This window comes from Janthinobacterium sp. SUN073, from assembly GCF_030397665.1.
GTDB lineage: Bacteria > Pseudomonadota > Gammaproteobacteria > Burkholderiales > Burkholderiaceae_D > Janthinobacterium.
The window spans coordinates 1-21,411 of record NZ_JAPUBT010000003.1 but is presented as its reverse complement, the minus strand read 5'-3'; the positions used below and the strand labels follow the sequence as shown (position 1 = coordinate 21,411).

The window sequence follows — 21,411 nt, the reverse complement described above, 5'->3', positions numbered from 1 at the left end:
CAAAATCAAGACCGCTGTGGCCGTTTGTCTGAATCATAGGGGAATGCATGGCAATCATGGCAACCCGGGGGCGACACGATGGCAACACTGATACATGATCTGATTTTCGAGACGGCGCAGCGCGCGTCCCACACGCCGGCCCTGTCCTGGCAGGGCGAAGAAACAAGCTATGGCGCGCTGGCGCAAGCCGTGCGTGAAGTGGCTGCCACCTTGCTGACCCTGGGCTTGCGGCGTGGCGCTCGCGTGGCCGTGTATCTGGAAAAACGCCCGGAAAACGTCAGCGCCATGTTTGGCGCGGCGGCGGCCGGCGGCGTGTTCGTGCCCGTCAATCCGCTACTCAAGCCGGACCAGGTGGCGTATATCCTGGCCGATTGCAACGTGGCCATCCTCGTCACCTCGCGCGAACGCCTGGCACAGCTGGGCCCCGCGCTGGCCGCCTGCCCGGACTTGCAGACGGTGCTGCTGACGGGCGAAGGGGAGACGGAATCGCACATGGGCAAGGTACGGCTGCTGCCGTGGCGTGGCTTGTCCGCCGCGCCCGCACTCCCACTCCTGTGGCATACGGTGATCGACACGGACATGGCCGCCATTTTATATACCTCGGGCAGCACGGGGCGGCCGAAGGGCGTGGTGCTGTCGCACCGCAACATGCTGGCCGGCGCGCTCAGCGTGTCGTCCTACCTGCGCAACACGCCGCAGGACCGCATCCTGTGCGTCCTGCCGCTCAGTTTTGATTACGGCCTGAGCCAGCTGACGACGGCGTTTGCCAGCGGCGCCTGCGCCGTGCTGATGAATTATCTGCTGCTGCGCGACATCGTCGAAGCCGTGGAGCAGGAAGCCATCACGGGACTGGCCGCCGTGCCGCCCCTGTGGGTGCAGCTGTCGCAACTGAGCTGGCCCTTGTCCACGCCCTTGCGCTACATCACCAATTCGGGCGGCGTGATGCAGCGCTCCACCCTGGACAAGCTGCGCCAGTCGCTGCCGCGCACGCAGGTCTACCTGATGTATGGCTTGACGGAAGCGTTCCGCTCCACCTACCTGGCGCCGGAACAGCTGGAGCGGCATCCCGATTCCATCGGACAGGCGATCCCGAATGCGGAAGTGCTGGTACTGCGCCCCGACGGCAGCGTGTGCGACGCCGATGAGCCGGGCGAACTCGTGCACCGTGGCGCGCTGGTGGCGCTTGGTTACTGGAACGATGCGGCGCGCACGGCCGAGCGTTTCAAGCCGCTGCCGCCGCAGGCGAGCGGCCTGGTGCTGCCGGAACTGGCCGTCTGGTCGGGCGACACCGTGCGCCGCGATGCGGATGGCTATCTGTATTTCGTGGGGCGCAGCGATGACATGATCAAGACATCGGGCTACCGGGTCAGCCCGGCCGAGATCGAGGAAGTCGCGTATGCCAGCGGGCTGGTGGGCGAGGCGGCCGCGCTGGGCTTGCCCCATGCCGTGCTGGGCCAGGCAATCGCCTTGCTCGTCACACCCGCGCCGGGCATGCAATTGTTGCGCGACAGCGTGCTGGCCGCCTGCCGCGCGCGCCTGCCCAGCTATATGGTGCCGCTGTGGGTAGAGATCCGCGACGGCGTGCTGCCGCGCAATCCGAATGGCAAGATCGACCGTCCCTTGCTGGCCAGGGAACTGGCGCGTGCGTATGCGGTCCAATCAGGAGAGGTGGCATGAAGGATTTGATACGCTCGAATAGCACGCAATTGCCTTTGCACTCGTCCCAGGGCCAGCAGTTCGCCGTGGACAACGACATGCTGCAGGTCGGCGGCGTATCCTTGCAACGGCTGGCCCAGAGGGTGGGCAGCACGCCGTTTTACGCGTATGAACGCGCGCACATCACGCGCCGCGTGGCCGAACTGCGCGCCGCCTTGCCCGCTGGCGTGCACGTGCATTACGCCATGAAGGCCAATCCCATGCCGGCCGTGGTGCAGTGGCTGGCGGGTCTGGTCGATGGCATCGACGTGGCCTCGGGCGGAGAACTGGCCACCGCGCTCGATACGCCCATGGCGCCGGAATGCATCAGTTTTGCGGGGCCGGGCAAGCGCGATGGCGAACTGGCGCGGGCCGTGGCCGCTGGCGTCTTGATCAACGTGGAATCGGGCGCCCAGCTGGAAAGGACGGCGCTGGCCAGTGAACGGCTGGGCGTGACGGCCCGGGTGGCCGTGCGCGTGAATCCCGATTTCGCCCTGCGCCGCACGGGCATGCGCATGGGCGGCGGCGCGCAGCCGTTTGGCGTCGATGTGGCCCTGGTGCCGGCGTTGCTGGGGCGCATCGGCCAGCTGGGGCTGGATTTCCACGGCTTTCACCTGTATGCGGGTTCGCAAAGCCTGTCGGCGGCGGCCCTGGTTGAAGCGCAAGCCCTCAGTGTGCAACTGGCCCTGCAACTGGCCGACAGCGCGCCGTCGCCCTTGCGCACCCTGAATATTGGCGGCGGCTTCGGCGTGCCGTATTTCCCCGGCGACCAGGCGCTGGACCTGGCGCCCGTGGCGGACGGCTTGCAGCGGCAGCTCGCCATCCTGGCGCAGGCGGCGCCGGGCGCGCGCCTGAACCTGGAACTGGGCCGTTATCTGGTGGCCGAGGCCGGTATCTATGTATGCAAGGTGATTGAGCGCAAGCAATCGCATGGGCAAGTGTTTCTCGTCACGGATGGCGGCTTGCACCATCACTTGGCCGCTTCCGGCAATTTTGGCCAGCTGATCCGCAAGAATTACCCGGTCGCCATCGGCAACCGGCTGCACGGCGGGGTGCGCGAAGTGGCCTCCGTCGTGGGGCCGCTGTGCACGCCGCTCGATTTGCTGGCCGACCAGATGGAGCTGGCGCGCGCCGAGGAGGGCGATTTGGTGGTGGTGTTCCAGTCGGGCGCCTATGGCTTGACGGCCAGCCCGACGGCCTTTCTCGGCCATCCTTTGCCGGCCGAGGTGCTCGTATGAGCGGCCTGTGCGGTTGGCTGGCGGCGGCAGGCCTGGCCGCCGCCGATGCGGCCGGCGCCGCGCCCACCGCGCTGGCCAGCATGGCCGCGCCCCTGTCGCGTTTCGATAGCGCACCCCTGGCCGCCAGCGTGAGCGAAGTGGGCGGCGTGGCCGTGGCCGCCATCGACGGCAGCCGCCATGTATATCAGCAAGATGGCTTGCAAGTGGCCATCTGGGGCCGGCCCGTGCTCGACGGCTCGGCCGACGACGTGGCGAGCCGCCTCGCGTCCCTGTGGCTGAGCCGGGGCGTGGCCGCCTGCGCCAGCCTGTCCGGGCCTTTCTGTTTGGCCATCCTCGACGCTTTTTCCGGCTCGGCCCTGCTGGCCGTGGACCGTGCCGGCATCCACCCCCTCAGCTATGCGAGCAATGCGCAAGGCCTGTTTTTTGCCTCCTCGATGGATGCCTTGCTGGCGCATCCGTCCGTGCGCGGTGCGCTCGATCCGCAAGCGCTGTATCACTACCTGTATTTCCACATGGTGCCCGGCCCGGCCACAGCCTATCTTGGCCAGCAGCGCTTGCTGCCCGGCGAATACCTGCATGTGCGCGGCGGCAAGCAACGCAAGGGCAGCTACTGGCAGCTGGCCTTCCAGGAGCCGGCGGCGCGCACGCGAGCCAGCTTTGCCGCCAACAAGCAGGAATTCCTGCGCCTGCTTCGCCTGGCCGTGGAAAGCAGCCTGGGCAACGATAGCGCCAGCACGGGCGCGTTTCTCAGCGGCGGCACCGACAGTTCCACCCTGGCCGCCATCATGGGGCAGGTGACGGGCCGCCCCGCGCGCACGTATTCCATCGGTTTTGACGCGCCCGGCTATGACGAAATGGCGTACGCGCGCCTGGCCGCCAGCCACGCGGGCAGCATCCACCACGAGCGTTACGTGACACCAGACGACGTGCTGGCCGCGATCCCCGCCATGGCGGCCATCTTCGACCAGCCTTTCGGCAATGCCTCGGCCATTCCCGCTTACTATTGCGCGCGGATGGCGCGCGAGGATGGAGTAACCCGCTTGCTCGGTGGCGATGGCGGCGACGAATTGTTTGGCGGCAATGAGCGCTATGCGCACCAGGCCTTGCTGTCGCAGTACGAGCGCTTGCCCGTCATGTTGCGCCAGGCCATCATCGAGCCGCTGCTGTTTCGCCAACAAAGGGGCAAGCCGTGGCGCTTGGGCGACAAGGCGCGCCGCTACATCGAGCAAGCGAGCCTGCCGCTGCCGGCCCGCCTCGACGGCTACAACCTGCTCCTGCGCCATGGTTATCGCACGGTGCTGGAAGCGGGCTTTATCGATACCATCGATCCGGGTATGGCGCCCGGCTGCGTGAATGGCGCGTATTGGGAGCGCCAAGGCCAGGGCTTGAGCCAGATCAATGAGTTGCTGGCGCTGGACATGCGCTTTACCCTGGCCGACAACGACCTGTTCAAGGTGCGCAAGGCGTGCGAGCTGGCGGGCGTGGAAGCGGCCTTTCCCTTCCTGCACGACGCGATGGTGGCGTTTGCGTCGCGCCTGGCGCCGCGCGACAAGCTCGACGGCAGACAGCTGCGGCCCTTCTTCAAGCGGGCGCTGGCGGAGATCTTGCCGCCGGCCATCGTGCGCAAGAAAAAGCACGGCTTCGGCTTGCCCTTCGGCCAGTGGCTGCACAGTCACGCGCCGCTGCGCGAGTTTGCGTTCGATAACCTGACGCAATTGCGCGGGCGCGGCATCGTGCGGCCCGCCTTCATCGACGATCTGCAAGGGCGCTTGTTGGCGGAACACCCGGCCTATCACGGCACCATGGTGTGGCTGCTGCTGATGCTGGAACAGTGGCTCAGCCAGCATCCGGGCGCGCTGGGTGCGCTTGCCGACGGTTTTGCCGCAAGCGCCACAGAAACGCCAGCCGTCCTCGATCCCACGGCGTAAAGCGGGGCAGCTGCAGCAAGTCCAGCCCCGCGCCGGGGCGCGCCACGCCCCAGTCCGTTGCCACGGCCGCCTTGAAACCCAGGCTGTGGACCATCGCCACGTGGGATGCGCCGTAATCGCGCCCGGCCTTGCCGTTCGGATACGCAAACAGGGTGACGGGCGCCTGGATCAAACTTTCCAGCTGATGCTTGCCGTTGGCGATGTCCAGCCGCGCCTCCCGCTCTGGCAAGGTGGACAGTATCGGGTGGCTCACCGTGTGCGCACCCAGTTCCATGCCTGCCGCATGTAATTGACGCAGCTGCGCCGTGCTGAGCATGGCTGGCGGGCCCGCAACGACGCCGGCCTGGCGGCGGATCTGCATGGCCAGCTGCTGGCGCCGGGCGAACGGCAGGTACTTGAGTTGGCCCAGCAAGGTGGCGATGGCCGCTTGCCGCTGCGCCAGATTGGCGACGGGCAGGCAATCCAGCCCAAGTTCGCGCAAGTCGAGTACGGAACCTGGCGCCTGACGCACGGCCTCGATCACTGTATCGTTCCACATTTGCCCGCCGTCCAGGTAGCCCGTGGCGATAAAAAACGTGGCGTGCAAGCCGTGGCGCTGCAGCAAGGGCAGGGCCACTTGCGCATTGTCGGCATAGCCGTCGTCGAAGGTGATACAGGCGGCGCGCGGCGGCAGGCTGCCATCTTGCAGCCGCTGCACGGCCTCGGCGAGGGGCAGCGGCGCATAGAAACGTTTTACAAGGCGCAACTGGCGCTCGAACAGGGTCGCGTCGACTTCGCCGGGAAACAGCGGGTCGGGCCGCGCCAGCACGCGGTGGTAGATCAGAATCGACAAGGTGGCGCTCATGGCTGCTCCGCGACGGCGGCCCGGGCCTTGGCTCTGGCCTGGCGCGATGTAGAGGTGGGCGCCTGCCGCTCGACGATGATGCGCGTGCCGATCAGGGCGGCCATCAGGTAATACGGCATGTCGAAATACAGCAGGCTGAGGAAGGCGCCGCCCACGGCAAAGCCGATCAGGCTGGCCTGGCTCATGGTGGCCAGGCCATGCGCCCAGCGCAGTTCCGGCTGGCCCCGCGTGCGGCGGATGATGGCAGCCGCGGTGCGCCAGGTGGCGACGCCCAGCGCCAGGTAAATCAACAGGCCGACGAAGCCGTGTTCGCCCAGCGCCTGGAAGTAGATGCTGTGCGCTGCGTGCACATCCATGGGGTTCGGCGCGTAGCGGGCAAAGATGGCGGCGTCGGACACATCGAAGCCGCCGCCAAGAAAACGGTCGCGCGCCAGGTTCCATGCCATGCGCCAGGCATTCAGGCGGCCCATGGCGGACACGTCATCCTGATAGGTGTTGATGGTGTCCATGCGTTCGGTCCAGCGCTCGGGCATGAAGGCCAGCAGCAGGGGCGCGACGGCGCCGAGCAGCGCGCCCAACACCAGCTTGCGGTCGCTTTTCAGCCACATGAACAGGCCCATGGCGGCGATGGCCAGCAGGCCGCCGCGCGAATACGAGCCCAGCGCGGCCAGCGCCGACAGCAGCATCGCCGCCGACAAGCCATGGCGCACCCAGCGCTTGTCCGTGTTTTGCTGCAAATAATACATGAGGGGAATGGTGATGATCAGGGCCAGGGCCAGCGCATTGTTATCACCAATGAATGTATCTTCCGGCCCCCAGACCCGTTCCGTGCCGCCGCTGCGGATGGTGAAGATGCCGCCTTTCACGCCGTAATAGCCGATCGAGCCCACCAGCACCCAGACGAGGCGCACGATATCGCGCCGCGTGCGTATCACCATCATGATCACAAAGCTCATCAGCATGATCTTCATGACCTTGTTCCACTGCACCCACGACGCGTCGGGCAGCAGGGCGAACGGCGCCGTGACATTCATCCACCCGACGAACAGCAGCAGCAGCACGCTGACGGGCGTCAGCGGCAAGCTTTTCGGCTCGCGCGTCTTCATCAGGCTGAGCATGGTGGCGATGGCGATGATGAAGGCAAACGGCAAGTGGGTGGCAAAGCCCCAGGCTTGCGTGTGGGGATTCATCACGCTGACCCATACCCACATCAGGCCGCCGATGGCCGGTGACTTCAGGATGAAGGGCAGCGAACCAAAGATGATGATGGTAATCAGTATGTCGCGCATGAAGGGGGACGCTCCTGGTTTTGCCCGGCTTGGCAAGGTCTTGATGCCTGTCAACGGGTTGGCGGGCAGGCTCAGTACACTGGATCAATACTGCTTGATGCATAGTTTTGTCATGGTAAGACCAAGGAGGCATGTCCTTGTTGACCGTTCTCATGGCGACCTACAATGGCGCCGGCACCTTGCCCCAGGTATTGCGCGCCTACATGGGGCTGCGACCGCCCGTGGGCGGCTGGCGCCTGGTCATCGCCGACAATGGCAGCACGGACGCCACGGCCCAGGTGATCGCCGCCTTTCGCGGCCGCTTGCCCTTGAGCTATATCTACGTGGCGCGGCGCGGCCGCAGTTCCGCCCTGAACGGCGCCGTCGAACACGCCTTGCGCTCAAACGGCGATGGCAGCGAGCTGTTCGTCTTTGGCGACGACGACGCCATGCCCGCATCCGACTGGCTGTGCCGCTTGCAGGACTGCGCGCGTGAGCACCCCGGCTATGCGCTGTTCGGCGGCGCCATCGTGCCCGCCTGGCGGGAAAAGCCGGCCGACTGGCTGCTGCGCCTGACGCCTGTCGGCTTGACGTGGGGCATTACCAGTCCCGATTTGCGCGACGCCCCCATCTATCCGGGTCTGGTGTGGGGCGCCAACATGGCCATCCGCCGCCGCATCTTCGAGGCGGGCGCCCGCTATGACGAAAGCATCGGCCCGCAGGGAGCCAATTACGCCATGGGCAGCGAAACCCGGCTCAACCTGGAAATGCATGCGGCCGGCAACCCTTCCTGGTTCTGTCCGCAAGCCAGGGTGGCGCACATCATCCGTGCCCCGCAAGTGCAGCGGGCCTGGATACTGCGCCGCGCCATGCTGTTTGGCCGGGGCCAATGCCGGCTGGCGACATTCGCGCCCAGCGTGGAGCTGCTGGGCGTGCCCCGCTGGATGCTGGGCCGATACCTGCGCGAGTCGCTCGGCGCCGTGCGGGCCTGGCTGCGGCGCGACCACGCCGAGCTGTTCCTGCGCCAGTGGGAACGCGCCTGGCTGCGCGGTTTCTTCCACGAAGCGTGGCGGGGACGGCGCAAACGCCTGCCGCGTATCGTCATCAGCAGTTATTCGGGCGAGCTGGGCGGCATGGAGCTGCGCATGGCGCAAGAGGCGAAGATGCTGGGCGCGAGCGGCTATGACAGCGTGCTGGCGCTGCGGCGCTTTCCCGGTTTTACTGCCTGGGCGCAAGACTTGCGCGCAAGACAGATGCAAGTGCGCGTGTACGAGCCGCCCTTGTTTCTCGAACACTGGGCGTGGCGCCGCTGGAATTGGCTGCGCGCCAGGGTCACGGGCGCATGGCGGCTGCGGCGGTTGCGGCCGGACCTGGTCCACGTGGCGTTTTGCTGGACGGCATATGGCGCCTCCATCCTGTGGCTGGCGCGGCAATGCCGGCTGCCGGCCGTGATCAGCGTGCACAACGCGTTTCCCCTGGAAACCTTCAGCGACTGGCAGCGGCCCCGGCTGGAAGAGGCGTTTCGCAGCGTCAAAGGCGTGTATGCCGTGTCGGACTCGGCCATGCGGCATTTCCTCGACCTGTACCGCGACATGCTGGCGCCGCAGACGCGCCTGGCCGTGATTCCCAACGGCGTCGATACGGACACTTTTACTGTTTCGCCCGAACGGAGAATACAGGCGCGCAAGGAACTGGGGCTGCCGCCGGACGCGCTAGTGCTCGGCTGCGTGGCGCGACTCTCCGCGCAAAAGCGCCCGCAAGCGCTGCTGGCCCTGTTCGTCAGGCTGGCCGCGCAGTTTCCCGACTTGTATTTAGTGCTGGTGGGCACGGGGCCGCTGGACGCCATGCTGCGGCTGCAGGCGCAGCAATCGGGTTTGCAGGACAGAGTCGTGTTTGCCGGCTTCCGGCAGCGCGTCGAGTTGCTGATGCCGGCCTTCGACCTGCATGTGTTGCTGAGTAAAAACGAGGGTTTCGGCATCGCCACGATCGAGGCCATGGCCTGCGGCGTGCCGGCCGTGGGCACGGACGTGCCGGGCACCCGCGATATCCTGCACGATAGTGAAGGCGGCTTGTTGCTGCCGCTCGATGACGAGCACGCCGCCTGCGCGGCCGTGGCCAAGTTGCTGGTCGATGCACCCCGGCGCGCCCGCATGGGACGGCTGGCGCGCGAGGAAACCGTGCAGCGCTATTCGATGCCGCGCCTGGAACGCCAGTTGCGGCAGTTCTATGCGGGCCTCGTGTAGGCGCGGGCGGCCCGCATGAGCGCCACCCGCCATTCGTTTCTGTTTTCGTTTGCCGAAAAATACACGGTGCTGCTGCTGGGCATCATCGCCACCATGGTGCTGTCGCGCCTGTTGACGCCGGCCGAGGTTGGCGTGTATTCGCTGGGCGCCGTGCTGGTGGCGCTGGCGCAAGTGGTGCGCGATTTCGGCGTGGGGCAATACCTGATCCAGGAAAAGCAGCTCGATGCCGTGAAACTGCGGGCCGCACTGGCCACCAGCCTGCTTGTCGCCTGGCTGCTGGCGGGCCTGGTGCTGCTGGCCAGTGCACCGCTGGCGCATTTCTATGGCGAACCCCGGCTGACCCTCGTGCTACGTTTGCTGTCAATTAACTTCCTGCTGATACCGTTCAGTGCCTTGACACTTCCCATGTTGCGCCGGCAACTGCGCTTTCGCGCCATTTACGCCATCAATGGGGCCAATAGCGTGGTCAACCTGCTGGTGGCCGTGCTGCTGGCGCAGCAGGGCTACAGTTATATGAGCATGGTATGGGCGGCGCTGGCCGGTTCCTGCGCCTCGCTGCTGGTGAGCCTGCTGGTGCGGCCCCGCGAACTGCCGTGGCTGCCGGGACGGCGCGGCATGGGTGCCATCGCCCGTTTTGGCGCGTATGCGACGGGTGGCGGTCTGGTCGACGAGGCGGGCGTGGCGGCGCCGGACCTGATCATCGGCAAGCTGATCGGCATTGAAAGTCTGGCCCTGTTCGGCAAGGCGCAAAGCGTGCTCAATATTTTCAACCAGGCCATCACCAGCGCGATTTCTCCCGTGGTGTTTCCCCTGTTCGCGGCGCGCGCGCGCGAAGGTGGCGGACAAGGGGAAAAGGGCGGGGCGGAGCTCGTGTATTTGCGCACGATCGGCTACATGACGGCGCTGGCCTGGCCGTTTTTTCTCTTCCTCGCCTGCATGGCTTTGCCCCTGGTCAAGGTGTTGTATGGCACGCAATGGCTAGGATGTGTGCCCTTGATCCGCATCATGTGCCTGTCCTCGGCCGTGTATAGCATGTTCAGCATGGCCCGCTACCTGTTCGTGGCGACGGGCCAGCTGCATGCGCAGGTGCGGCTCGATGCCTGCGCTGGCGCCATCAAAGTGGCGCTGCTGCTGGCCGCGGCGCCGTTCGGCCTGGAGGCCGTGGCCTGGGCCGTGGTGCTCAGCAATGTGCTGCGCAGCTGGCTGGTGTATGGCTGCCTGCGGCGCTTGAGCGCACTCGACTGGCGCACCCTGGCGCGGGCCGTGCGCAAAAGCCTGCTGCTCTGCGGACTCAGCGCCGTGGCGCCCCTTGCTGCACTGCTGTGCCTGCCGGTGGATACGCCGGCGCTGCTGGCGCTGACGGGCACGGCGCTGGCTACCTTGCTGTGCTGGCTGGCCGGTCTGTTCCTGTTGAAACATGAACTGGCTGGCGAGTTTTCGTTGTTGCAACGCAAGCTGGCGGCCCGCTGGCTGGCTGTCAAATGCACGAAAGGATGACCATGCGTGTCGGTATCTTGTCTTACCCGATGCTGTTCCAGCGCGACGGCGGCTTGCAGATCCAGGTACGCGAAACCATTGCCGCGCTGAACCGGCTGCCCCAGCTACCGGCGCGGCCCCTGGACGTGCAACTGGTCGACGCCAACCATCAGCGGCTGGCCGATTTCGACGTGCTGCACGTGTTTTCGGCCAGCAATGGCACTTACCGCATCATGGAAATGGCAAACGAGCAAGGCGTGCCCGTGGTGTTGTCGCCGCTGCTGTCGCCCGGCTGGGGCCGCGCCAGCGCCTGGCGCGCGCGGCTGGCCGACCGGCTGGCAGGGCGGCTGACGGAGTGGATGGTGCAAACGAGCTATGCGCAAACGCGGCGCGCCCTGCAGCTGGCCGACGTGGTGATTGCCCTGGGCGAGGCCGAGCGCGATGCCATCGTGCAAGGTTTCGGCATGGGGGCGGACGCCATCCGCGTCTTGCCCAACGGGATCAATCCGCATTTCTTCACGGCCAATGGCGACCTGTTCCTGCGCGAAACAGGCATCGCCGGGCCGTTCGTGCTGATGGTGGGCAGCATTTCACCGTATAAAAACCAGCTGGGACTGGCACAGGCGCTGGTGGGGGCCGGCTTGCCCCTGGTACTGATCGGCGCCGCGCCCCGGGAACAGCAGGCGTATCTGCAACAGTTGCTGGACTTGCCGCACGTCAGCTGGCTGGGTGCGCTCGAGCACGCCGACCCGCTGCTGGCCAGCGCCTACCATGCGGCGGCCGTGGCGGCCTTGCCCAGCCAGGGCGAAGTGTTTCCCTTGAGCGTGCTCGAAGCGCTGGCGGCCGGCACGCCCGTCGTCATGACGGCGCAAAGCGCGCTGGACTTGCCCGATTCCGCGTTTGCGCTGCGCAAGGTGGCCTGGGACGATGGCCCCGCGCAGCGCCATGCCATCCTCGACTTGCTGGCGCTGCCGCCCGAGCGCGCCCGCGTGCAAGCGCTGGTGGAACGTTTTACGTGGGAGCGGGTAGCGGCCCAGATTGCCGAGTGTTACGACCAGCTGCAGTCCTTGCCTGCCAGGAGGCAACATGCTGTTTAACTCCTTCGCCTTCCTGTTCGGCTATCTGCCCATCGTGCTGGCCGGCTATTTTCTGCTGGATCGATTGACGTCCTCTGCCAGCTGGCGCCTGGCGCCGGCCTTGTGGCTGGCGCTCGCCTCGCTGTTCTTCTATGCCTGGTGGGACGTGCGCTACCTGCCGCTGCTGCTGGCCTCCATCTGCGTCAATTACGGTGCCGGCCGCTTGCTGGGGACCAGCGCGGGCGCGGCCCGCAAGCGCGTGCTGGTGGCGGCCCTGGCCTTGAACCTGGGCTTGCTTGCCTACTATAAATATGCGAATTTCTTCATCGACAGCGTGAATGCCGTCGCCGTGGCCGCCGGAGCTGGCGCTGGCAGCCTGTCGTGGTCCGGCCTCGACATCATCTTGCCGATCGGCATCTCATTCTTTACCTTCACGCAGATCGCCTTCCTCGTCGATTGCTACCGGGGCGAGGTGCGCGAGTACCGTTTCATTCATTATGTGCTGTTCGTCAGCTATTTCCCCCATTTGATCGCCGGCCCCGTGCTGCATCACCGCGACATGATGCCGCAGTTCGCCGACCCGGCCAACGCCCACCCGCGTGCCGCCAACTTCGCCATTGGCCTGTCGATTTTTACCATCGGGCTGGCCAAAAAAGTGCTGATCGCCGACAACCTGTCGCCGCTGGCCATGCCGGTCTTTGCGGCCGGGGCCACGCCCACCCTGATCGAGGCGTGGATCGGCGTGCTGGCCTACACCTTCCAGCTGTATTTCGGCTTTTCCGGCTATTCGGACATGGCCATCGGTCTGTCGCGCCTGTTCGGCGTGAAATTGCCGCTGAACTTCAATTCGCCGTACAAGGCGGCCAATATCGCCGATTTCTGGCGCCGCTGGCACATGACCTTGTCGCGTTTCCTGCGCGACTATTTATACATACCTCTCGGCGGCAGCCGCCACGGCGAGGCCATGCGTTACCGCAATCTGATGCTGACCATGCTGCTGGGCGGCCTGTGGCATGGCGCCGGCTGGACCTTCGTCATCTGGGGCGGCTTGCACGGCCTGTACCTGGTGCTGCAGCAGGCATGGCAACGCGCGTTCGGCGCGGCGCGGGTCTACCGCTGGCTGCACTGGTGGCCCGGCGTCCTGACCTTTCTTGCCGTCATGCTGGCCTGGATCTTCTTCCGCGCGCCCGACGTGGCCACGGCCTGGGACATCACCGGCGCGCTGCTGGGCGCGAACGGCGTGAGCCTGCCGCGCGGCCTAGGCAACCACGCGGCCAGCCTGGCGCAATGGGGCTTGCATCCCGCCTTCGACGGCATCCGCTGGATCGAACTGGCGGGGCCGGGCTTGCCCGTGCTGCTGGGCGCCATGTTGCTGGCTTTCAAGGCGCCAAACACGCAAGAAATTTTCTTTCTCTACGAGCCTGCCATTGAAAGAATCTTTCAACCTTCAGGGCGCTGGGCCTTCAGCTGGCGCCCCACGCGCCGCTGGAGCGTGGGCTTTGCCGCGCTGTTCGTCGCCTGCATCTTCGGCATGAACCGGGTCACCGAGTTTCTCTACTTCCAGTTCTGAGCATGGACACTTCCGGCCGCCGCTATCTTGTCTGCTTCCTCGCTTGCGTCGGCCTGGTGCTCGGCGCCATCTCGTTCATGAATTACCAGGTCGACCCCTACCTGCTGCACCAGTGGGACAGTCCCCTGCTGCAGCGCCCGCGCCAGCTGAACGAAAAGCTCGGCGCCTGGGCCAAGACCTACGCCGTGGCGCGCTACCGGCCGGCCATCATCTACATCGGCAATTCGCGCACGGAAATGGGCTTGCCGACGGGCGTGCGTGCCTTGTTCGACGGCAAGCGCATCTTCAACAGCGCCGTCTCCGGCGCCTCGATTGGCGACGCCATCCGCCTGGCCGAGCATGCGGCCAGGGTCAGCCGCGTCGAGACCATGGTGTGGGGCATCGACGCGCCCACTTTTTCCCTGGACATGGGCGCGGCGCGCGTGGAAGACAGTCTGACGGGCGCCCGCCACGGCTTTTTTGCCCGGCGCGCCCTGGTCAACCTGAAGCGCGGCCTGACGCTGGACATGACGCAGGACAGCGTGCGCATCCTGACAGGCCATGCCGGCGATACCTGCCGCTCCAACCTGGCCGTGTACGGGCAGCGCGACGAGACTTGCACCCTCAAGGGCATCAAGCACTGGCTCGGTACGAAGGACGCCATTCCCGTGCGGCTGCAGGAATTCGGCGACGGCCTGGGGCCGACACCGCCCTCGACACCAGCGCTCGACGCCAGTATCGGCAAGCTGTGCCGGCCAGGCCTGCGCCTGCGCCTGTACATCAACCCCACGCACGCGCTGACCTTGTACGCGCTGTACTGGCGCGGCAAGTGGGATGCCATGCAGGCCTGGCAGCGTGGCCTGGTGCAGCTCGTCGAACGCCACCGCCTGCACGGCTGCGACGTGCGCCTGGTTGATTTTTCCGGCTTTAACAGCATCACGACCGAAGCGACCCCGCTCGTCAGCGGCAAGCCCGACATGCATTATTACTGGGAAGTGTCGCATTACCGGGACAATGTGGGCCGCTTGATCCTGGCGCGTTTGTTTGGCGGCGACACGCCGGTACCGGCCGATTTCGGCGTGGAGCTGACGCAGGCCAACATCGATGCCCACCAGGCGGCCACGCGCGCCGCGCGCGAGCGCTATCGCGTGGAACATGCGCGTGAGGCGGCCTATGCGCAGCGGGTGCTGGACGGGCCGCTGATCCGGCGTTGATGCAAAGCCCCACAAATACGCCATTTTTCACCTTCCAATGCTGACCATGGATACCACCGCCCGCCGCTACCTCGCCATCTTCTTTGCCTGCGTGCTGGTCGCGCTGGCCCTCGTTTCGGCCGTGAACTACCACGTCGATCCGTACTTGCTGCACCAGTGGGACAGCCCGCTGCTGCAGCGATTGCGGCCGACGACCGAAAAACTCAGCGTGTGGGGCAAGACGTATGCCGTGGCGCGCTACCGGCCTGCCGTCGTGTATATCGGCAACTCGCGCACGGAAATGGGCTTGCCGGTGAGCAGCATGCGTGCTTTGTTCGATGGCAAGAGCGTCTTCAACAGCGCCGTCTCGGGCGCCTCCATCGGCGAGGCCATGCGCCTGGCCGAGCACGCGGCCAGGGTCAGCCATGTCGACACCATGGTGTGGGGCATCGACGCCCCCTCGTTCTCGCTGGAACTGGGCTCGGCCGGCGTGGAACCGGGCCTGACGGATGGCGGCCCCGCGTTCTTCGCGCGGCGCGCCTTGCTCAACATCAAGCGCGGCCTGACTGTCGACATGACGCGCGACACCTGGCGCATCCTCAGCGGCACCTATGACGGCGTGTGCCTGTCCAGCCTGGCGCTGCACGGCCAGCGCGACGAGTCCTGCCTCACCAGCCGCAACCGTACTTGGACCGGCACGGCGCGCGCCTTCACGCCGCGCCTGCAGGAATTTGGCGATGGCCTGGGGCCGACGGCCCCCGCGCTGCGCGCCTTCGATGCCAGCGTCGGCAAGCTGTGCCAGGGCGGCACGCGCTTGCGCCTGTACATCAATCCCACGCATGCGCTCACGCTCGACGCCCTGTACTGGCGCGGCAAGTGGGACGCCATGGAAACATGGCAGCGCGACCTGGCGCGGATGGCCGGGCGCTACCGGCGCCAGGGCTGCGACGTGCGCCTGGTGGATTTTTCCGGCTTCAACAGCATCACCAGCGAGGCTATCCCGCAAGTGACGGGCGCGCATGAAATGCGCTATTACTGGGAAGCATCGCACTACCGCGACAATGTGGGCCGCTTCATCCTGGCGCGCCTGTTCGGCGGCCCTGAGCCGGTGCCGGCGGACTTCGGCGTCGAGCTGACGGAAACGGGCATCGCGGCCCACCAGGCGGCCACGCGCGCCGCGCGCGAGCGCTACCACCTGCAGCACGCCGAAGAAACGGCGTATCTGCGCCACGTGCTGACCTTGCCGCGCGAACCCAAATAAGGGGCGGCATGTGCCAGGCGTACGCCGTGGGGCAGGGCGCTTGCGCTATGATGCTGTTTTGCCATTCAGCAAGTTCCAGGACTCACCATGAAAATCGCCTTCTTTGCCAGCCAGCCCTACGACCGCCGTTTCTTCGATGAAGCCTTGCCATCCCAACCCGAGCCGGACAGCATCGAACTGGTCTACCACAGCGCCTTGCTGAGCCAGGAAACCGCGATCCTGGCGCAAGGCGCCGAGGCTGTCTGCGTCTTCGTCAACGACGTGCTCGACGCGCCCGTGCTGGAAGCCCTGCACGGCTATGGCGTGCGCGCCATCCTGCTGCGCTGCGCCGGCTACAACAACCTCGACCTGGAAGCGGCCAAGCGCCTGGGCCTGTTTGTCGCCCGCGTGCCTGCCTACTCTCCGGAAGCCGTGGCCGAATACACCCTGGCCCTGGTACAAACCCTGAACCGCCACACGCACCGCGCGTATGCCCGCGTGCGCGAAGGCAATTTTTCGCTGGACGGCTTGCTGGGCTCCACCTTGCACGGCAAGACGGTGGGCATCGTCGGCACGGGCAAGATCGGCCTGGCCACGGCGCGTATCTTCAAGGGTTTTGGCTGCACGGTGCTGGGCCACGACCCGTATCCGGCGCCCGCGTTCGCGCAGCTGGGCACGATGGTGGAACTGCCGCAGCTGCTGGCCGAGTCTGACATCGTCTCGCTGCATTGCCCCCTGATGGACAGCACGCGCCACATGATCAGCGAAGCCACCTTGCCGCTGATGAAGAAGGGCGCCATGCTGGTGAACACTTCGCGCGGCGGCCTGATCGACACTGGCGCTGTCATCGAAGCGCTCAAATCGCGCCAGCTTGGCTCCCTGGCCATCGATGTGTACGAACAGGAAAGCAATCTGTTCTTCCAGGACCGCTCGTCCGACATCATCGACGACGACATCTTCCAGCGCCTGATGACGTTCCCGAACGTGCTGGTGACGGGCCACCAGGGCTTCTTCACCATCGAAGCGCTGCGCGAGATCGCCGCCATCACCTATCACAACCTGCAATGTTTCCTGCAGGGCAAGGCGTGCGAAAACAGCGTATTAGCTGCTTGAAGCCGGTTTTTTGGGCTTGGGCGGCGGCTTGGGTTTCGGCAGCGGCAAGGCGTCCGCCGTGCGTCGCGCCAGCTGGGACAACCAGTCGCGCTCGTCCCACAGGCCGCCATCGATGAGGAAATACGGCTTGGCTTGCGGGTAGGGCGGCGCCTCCTGTAGCGTGTCTTGCGCGCTGATCCAGGCGCGGCCCGCGTCCGTCGGCTTGATGAACAGCTGGTCGTCGGCGACGATGGCGAACATCTTGCCGTCGCAATACAGGCCATATTCGCCAAACATTTTTTTCGCGCTGATGCTGCCCGCGCCCGCCAGCTGGTCGAGCAAATAATCCACCGTGCCTTGCTGTGATGCCATGTCGTCCTCCGAGTGAACGAACAGTGTAGCGCACTGGTCAGGATAGGCCGGCGCGGCTACACTATCGCCATTGATTTTTTCACATGACTTACTTTCCATGATACCCCAGCATATTATTCACCGCGGCATCACCATCGCGACCCTGGCGGCCGACCAGCCGGTTGAAACCCACTGCGCGCCGGGCCAGACAGCCATCCGCGAGCAGGGCGACGGCTGGTGGCTGTGTTTTGTCGACGAAGACGGCAAGGTCGACGGCTATGACAGCCCGTTCGCCAGCCACGCCGAGGCGCTGTGGGCGGCCAAGGCCGCAGCCGAGTTCAGCGCGCAATGAAGGCCAGTCCATGGGCCTTCCTGGGCTTGCCGCAAGCGCCTGTGCCAGAAGCGGAAAGCGCGGACTACGGCGCCTGCCGCGCCGAACTGCACGGCAAGCGGCTGGTCTTGCGCGTGGCCAAAACCACGCCGACGAAAACCGGCCAGTTCGTCACCGTCTGGAAGCGCCCCCATCCCGATGCCGAGATCGCCCCGCTGGATGAAGCGGACCCCGTCGATATCGTCATCATCGCCGTGGCCAACGACGATGGTGCGCGGCACGGCTTTTTCATTGTTCCGCGCAGCGTGCTGCTGGAGCGGGGCGTGATGTCGCGCGCGGGCAGCGGCGGCAAGCGCGCGCTGCGCGTGTATCCGCCCTGGTGTACACCGGAATCGGGCCAGGCACTGCGTACGCAGCGCTGGCAGGGGGAGTGGTTTGTGGGCCAAGAGGATTTATCCGGGATTGTTCGCTTGTTGCAAGCTTGAAAATAGAGGAGCTGGTTCCGTTCCATTATCATCCGGAGTAAGCCATGATAAAACTGTCAGGGAAAAGCGTGAAGCCGGGAGATGTATTTTATATCCCCGCGCTCAATCAGTCGCAAGAGCAAGGCTTTGTGATGGCGAGATTTATTGAAAATGTTCCGGTGAATATGGGTTATTTGCTGGAGGTTTTTTCAAGGTTCTATACGATACCGCCAGCCTGCATGGAAGATATCGATATGAGTCAACGCCTGTTCAGGCCGGTGATGACATCGTTCAGTTTTTCGGAAGTACCCAGGTGGCGGGTGCTTTTTTCTGACCCTGATTACGATAGATCGCAGTCCCGCTACGATGAAATCACGTTTTCATTTGTTCGTTATCTTTGGGTCGGAGGGAAAGAAGTTCCGAAGTCTCAATGGGACCAGGATGTATCCAGGATCGAACGACCCATCTGCTGGCGAACGCTGCATCTTATTCTCAGGGTGAATGCGCATTTGGCCGGTATATTTAAGGCGGACGAGCCGCGTGACTATCACAGACTGCCTGAAAACATGAAAGAAGATAATCCCGAGGCGCTCGCCACGGTGATCGCTCTGGCCGAAGCTATGGATGATAAATTCAAGCTGTGGGCGGTTCAAGCCAAAAAAAATAGGGTCAAGGGCGGTGGGGGCGGCTCCAGTATATGCTGCGGGATCGCGTCGGAATGACGGCTTTACCCTGCCTTCCTGGACAGAAAAATCAGAGAAAAAGGAGGTTGAAATGCAATTAATCATAAATAGATATGGTCAACACATTATTAATGAAGCGACCAGACTCACGCAGCGTGAAAATGTTGCGGTATTGATTAATTTTATCAAGCGTCTGGCGCCATTTGTAGAACAATTTGATGTCCGCTATGGCGAAAGCAGGTCCTGGTATTTTTTGAACATGGTCGAACTGTCATTGGACGGGGATGCCTGCTTTCAAGATGAACAGGTATTGAACGATATGCTGGCGACCCTTGATTCCGTAATTCCTGACAGCGAGGAGTTTGGTGCCATCGAGGGCGATCTTGCGCAAAATGCGCTTATTTCAGCCAGCTATGCGATTCAGTACATGCAGTATGGGAGACTTGCTGATTTTTGCGCTTCGGTTGAAAAAGTGCTTGAGACAGTGGATGTACTCCACTATTCAGAAAATCCCGATTACGATCAGCGGGAAGTGATGACGCGGGAAATCGGATTGCTTGGCCTTCTCGTGCGCGGGGTTAGCGCCCCCCTGACGAACACTGTGCTTGAAAACCTGGACGAGATCGCCAGAAATCAGCCGATAGGAGCAGATAGCGCTGAATAGCGCGGCACATGGGTGCGCACCATCCATGGTGCATGCCAGAATCTACCCAGGCCCTGCGCACGCAGCGCTGGCAGGTGGGGTGGTTTGTGGCGGCGGGGGATCAGCCGCGGCTGGCAAGGCTGCTGGACATCGCCTGACGTTGCCGGCGCAAGGGCAGGGTGCACATACTGAACAGCATGGGAAAGCGGGAATGAAATCTTTTTTTGATGGAAAAGTGTATCAGGCGCTATTTACCGTCTTTGCGATCTTCGTCTTTTACCAGTTTGGCCGCAATGACACGCCCAAGCGTGGTGCGGACGTGATGCGGTTCATCGAGAGTGACCTGGCGGAGGTGCTGCGGAATGGCGGGAATGTGATTGACCGGACGAGCCGGGTGCAGCTGCATCATGCGGTCTACTCGGTGCGCTTCAAGGATGAGGGCTGGAGCGCGGCGCTGCGGGACAGGAATATCGCCACCTTGCGCAGGCTGGACTGGGTGCAGCGCGCACCGGCCGTGTTGTGCAAGATGGGCGCGCAGGTGACCATCCGGGAAGGCGAGAGCATGTACCGCGGCCAGGGAACGAATAGCGTATCGTTCGAATATGACGCCGGTACCGTAAAGAAGTGCGCGGCGCCAGCGGGATAGTTGTTTAGAGTTGGGTGATCATTCCCGACCTGCCCGGCCATGGGCAAAGCACTGAGATGGGAGGGGCAGTTGCGCGGGGACTGGCTGCAGCGGCCCCGCAACAGGCTGCATCCGTGATGTCGCAAAATCTCCTTGAATCAAAGACGAAGCGCTGATGTCGGCGTACTGCGCTGCATACAATGCTTTGATTCTGCACTCTTTTAGCTATTTTACATAATATAAATTATGCGAAGGACTGGTAGTTTACGGAGTGTTGCGCATTTTGCTCAAGTACCAAATCGCATACCCGATTAATGGTATGTTTAGGTGTTGCGGTGAACTTAGGATGCAGATGCTAATTCAACTTGCCGATACGCACATCCCTTCAAGCCTTGCAGGTCCAGTTTTGGTCGACCGACATGGTCTGCCGCGCTACTGGGCAGTCGTTTGGTCAGCCGCAGTTACTGGCGCCTTGGCCAATTCGACACACGTTAAGAAATTGCGCTACATCGAGAACCTGTACCAACACGCCGATGAACTATGTGGGCATGGCTCACTGGACGACGCACTCGGCACATTGAGTGACTGCCGCCTGGCTGAAATGCTTGAATCATGGTTCATTTCCATCCGCAATCAAGCCGTAACGACTGAAGCTGATGAGACACGTTGGCAAGTAGGATTAGGTTTCGTGACCTCGATTGTGTCTTGGATAGCAAAAAGCGATTCTCACAAGACATTGCTTCTGATCGAAAGCCGACTTCATCAACTGTCAGTTCTATACAGCCAATTTCGCGTGAAGAAACGAAATACGCCAGAAATGCTCCGTTCGCTGCCAGCGTCTACCGTTGAGGTGTTGTATGAGATTCTAGACCCTGAATCCAAAGACAATCCGTTTCCTCGCGTTCAGACTCGCTGGCGTGTGTACGTGGCGTTTATTCTGATGCTCCACCAAGGATTACGGCGCGGCGAGGTTCTCTTACTTCCTGCAGACGCAATTAGGAGCGCTTTTGACGCAAAATTGGGACGTGATCGTTGTTGGATCAATGTTCGGGAAAACGCTTACGAAAGCGCTGCCCAAGATCCTCGCTACTCCAAACCGAGCATTAAAACCAAAGATTCGATTAGGCAAATTCCAACCAGCGAAACCACAGCACGCATCATTGATTCATATGCCAGCAATTATCGAGGCCGCCCTCAGCACTCATTTCTACTGAATTCCAAGTCTAACTTACCACTATCGACTGAGGCGCTTACAAAGGCATTTTCTGTGATATCAGGTAGACTCCCAATGCAAGTCGTCAGGGAGCTGCAGTCGCGTACAGGCAAGACGACCGTTACACCGCATGATCTGAGGTGTACTGTCAATAGCGGACACTCTTGTTTCAAGCCGCCCGTAGCTGTTTGCTGAATTTTTCAGCGAACAACGCGGGTGGAACATTGCCGAGGCGCGAGTGGCGCCGCTGGCGGTTGTA

19 protein-coding genes are annotated in these 21,411 nt (G+C 63.7%); 16 read left to right on the top strand and 3 right to left on the bottom strand.

Going from position 1 to position 21,411, the window contains the following annotated elements; translation table 11 throughout:
* Nucleotides 1–78 precede the first annotated feature (78 nt).
* From O0882_RS10815 to O0882_RS10805, 3 genes are read left to right on the top strand one after another with little or no spacing between them, the layout of a single operon-like run.
* Entirely contained in the window at nucleotides 79–1,677 is a 1,599-nt protein-coding gene (locus O0882_RS10815) for an acyl-CoA ligase (AMP-forming), exosortase A system-associated (protein WP_289947797.1), read from the top strand.
* Nucleotides 1,674–2,933: a pyridoxal-dependent decarboxylase, exosortase A system-associated gene (locus O0882_RS10810; RefSeq protein ID WP_289947794.1), complete on the top strand. Its 1,260-nt coding sequence runs from the start codon at nucleotides 1,674–1,676 to the stop codon at nucleotides 2,931–2,933. Before O0882_RS10815 ends, O0882_RS10810 begins: the two co-directional genes overlap by 4 nt.
* Entirely contained in the window at nucleotides 2,930–4,861 is a 1,932-nt protein-coding gene (locus O0882_RS10805; RefSeq protein WP_289947793.1) for an asparagine synthase-related protein, read from the top strand. The genes O0882_RS10810 and O0882_RS10805 overlap by 4 nt, the downstream gene beginning before the upstream one ends.
* Here O0882_RS10805 and O0882_RS10800 read toward each other — a convergent pair.
* Together O0882_RS10800 and O0882_RS10795 are read right to left on the bottom strand one after the other, a co-directional pair.
* Nucleotides 4,770–5,705, bottom strand: a complete 936-nt coding sequence (locus tag O0882_RS10800; RefSeq protein WP_289947791.1) for a polysaccharide deacetylase family protein — start codon at nucleotides 5,703–5,705, stop codon at nucleotides 4,770–4,772. The genes O0882_RS10805 and O0882_RS10800 overlap by 92 nt on opposite strands.
* Nucleotides 5,702–6,994, bottom strand: coding sequence for a putative O-glycosylation ligase, exosortase A system-associated (locus O0882_RS10795; RefSeq protein ID WP_289947790.1), 1,293 nt, complete (start codon nucleotides 6,992–6,994; stop codon nucleotides 5,702–5,704). The genes O0882_RS10800 and O0882_RS10795 overlap by 4 nt, the downstream gene beginning before the upstream one ends.
* Before the next feature lie 137 nt (nucleotides 6,995–7,131).
* On the opposite strand from O0882_RS10795, the gene O0882_RS10790 reads away from it, so the two are divergent.
* The 7 genes from O0882_RS10790 to O0882_RS10760 all read left to right on the top strand — a co-directional run bounded on the left by O0882_RS10790 (nucleotide 7,132) and on the right by O0882_RS10760 (nucleotide 16,863).
* Nucleotides 7,132–9,216 carry a glycosyltransferase gene (locus O0882_RS10790; RefSeq protein WP_289947789.1) on the top strand — a complete coding sequence of 695 codons (2,085 nt, stop codon included), beginning with the start codon at nucleotides 7,132–7,134 and terminating at the stop codon, nucleotides 9,214–9,216.
* Nucleotides 9,217–9,231: 15 nt separating this feature from the next.
* Nucleotides 9,232–10,713, top strand: coding sequence for a lipopolysaccharide biosynthesis protein (locus O0882_RS10785; protein ID WP_289947788.1), 1,482 nt, complete (start codon nucleotides 9,232–9,234; stop codon nucleotides 10,711–10,713).
* Nucleotides 10,714–10,715: 2 nt separating this feature from the next.
* Nucleotides 10,716–11,789, top strand: coding sequence for a glycosyltransferase family 4 protein (locus O0882_RS10780; protein WP_354670261.1), 1,074 nt, complete (start codon nucleotides 10,716–10,718; stop codon nucleotides 11,787–11,789).
* The gene (locus tag O0882_RS10775) at nucleotides 11,779–13,338 is read left to right on the top strand and encodes an MBOAT family O-acyltransferase (protein ID WP_289947785.1); all 1,560 of its coding nucleotides are present in this window, start codon (nucleotides 11,779–11,781) and stop codon (nucleotides 13,336–13,338) included. Before O0882_RS10780 ends, O0882_RS10775 begins: the two co-directional genes overlap by 11 nt.
* Nucleotides 13,339–13,340: 2 nt before the next feature.
* The gene (locus O0882_RS10770) at nucleotides 13,341–14,531 is read left to right on the top strand and encodes a hypothetical protein (protein WP_289947784.1); all 1,191 of its coding nucleotides are present in this window, start codon (nucleotides 13,341–13,343) and stop codon (nucleotides 14,529–14,531) included.
* A 46-nt stretch (nucleotides 14,532–14,577) separates the two neighbouring features.
* Complete coding sequence (locus O0882_RS10765; RefSeq protein ID WP_289947783.1) at nucleotides 14,578–15,771, top strand: hypothetical protein; 1,194 nt, start codon at nucleotides 14,578–14,580, stop codon at nucleotides 15,769–15,771.
* An 87-nt stretch (nucleotides 15,772–15,858) separates the two neighbouring features.
* Complete coding sequence (locus O0882_RS10760; RefSeq protein ID WP_289947782.1) at nucleotides 15,859–16,863, top strand: 2-hydroxyacid dehydrogenase; 1,005 nt, start codon at nucleotides 15,859–15,861, stop codon at nucleotides 16,861–16,863.
* Here O0882_RS10760 and O0882_RS10755 read toward each other — a convergent pair.
* A complete protein-coding gene (locus tag O0882_RS10755; RefSeq protein WP_289947781.1) occupies nucleotides 16,852–17,214 on the bottom strand; it encodes a TfoX/Sxy family protein in 363 nt (120 codons plus the stop codon). The genes O0882_RS10760 and O0882_RS10755 overlap by 12 nt on opposite strands.
* A 97-nt stretch (nucleotides 17,215–17,311) precedes the next feature.
* Between O0882_RS10755 and O0882_RS10750 the strand changes: the two genes are divergently transcribed.
* The 6 genes from O0882_RS10750 (at nucleotide 17,312) to O0882_RS10725 (ending at nucleotide 21,347) form a co-directional block, all read left to right on the top strand.
* On the top strand, nucleotides 17,312–17,545 hold the full coding sequence (locus tag O0882_RS10750) for a hypothetical protein (protein ID WP_289947780.1): 234 nt from the start codon (nucleotides 17,312–17,314) through the stop codon (nucleotides 17,543–17,545).
* Entirely contained in the window at nucleotides 17,542–18,009 is a 468-nt protein-coding gene (locus tag O0882_RS10745) for a MepB family protein (RefSeq protein ID WP_289947778.1), read from the top strand. The genes O0882_RS10750 and O0882_RS10745 overlap by 4 nt, the downstream gene beginning before the upstream one ends.
* A gap of 44 nt (nucleotides 18,010–18,053) precedes the next feature.
* On the top strand, nucleotides 18,054–18,710 hold the full coding sequence (locus O0882_RS10740; RefSeq protein WP_289947777.1) for an Imm26 family immunity protein: 657 nt from the start codon (nucleotides 18,054–18,056) through the stop codon (nucleotides 18,708–18,710).
* A gap of 52 nt (nucleotides 18,711–18,762) precedes the next feature.
* Nucleotides 18,763–19,335, top strand: a complete 573-nt coding sequence (locus O0882_RS10735) for a hypothetical protein (RefSeq protein WP_289947775.1) — start codon at nucleotides 18,763–18,765, stop codon at nucleotides 19,333–19,335.
* Between the two features lie 190 nt (nucleotides 19,336–19,525).
* Nucleotides 19,526–19,960 (top strand): hypothetical protein, encoded by a 435-nt coding sequence (locus O0882_RS10730; protein ID WP_289947772.1) that lies wholly within the window; start codon nucleotides 19,526–19,528, stop codon nucleotides 19,958–19,960.
* Between the two features lie 331 nt (nucleotides 19,961–20,291).
* Complete coding sequence (locus O0882_RS10725) at nucleotides 20,292–21,347, top strand: site-specific integrase (RefSeq protein ID WP_289947771.1); 1,056 nt, start codon at nucleotides 20,292–20,294, stop codon at nucleotides 21,345–21,347.
* Nucleotides 21,348–21,411: the final 64 nt, after the last annotated feature.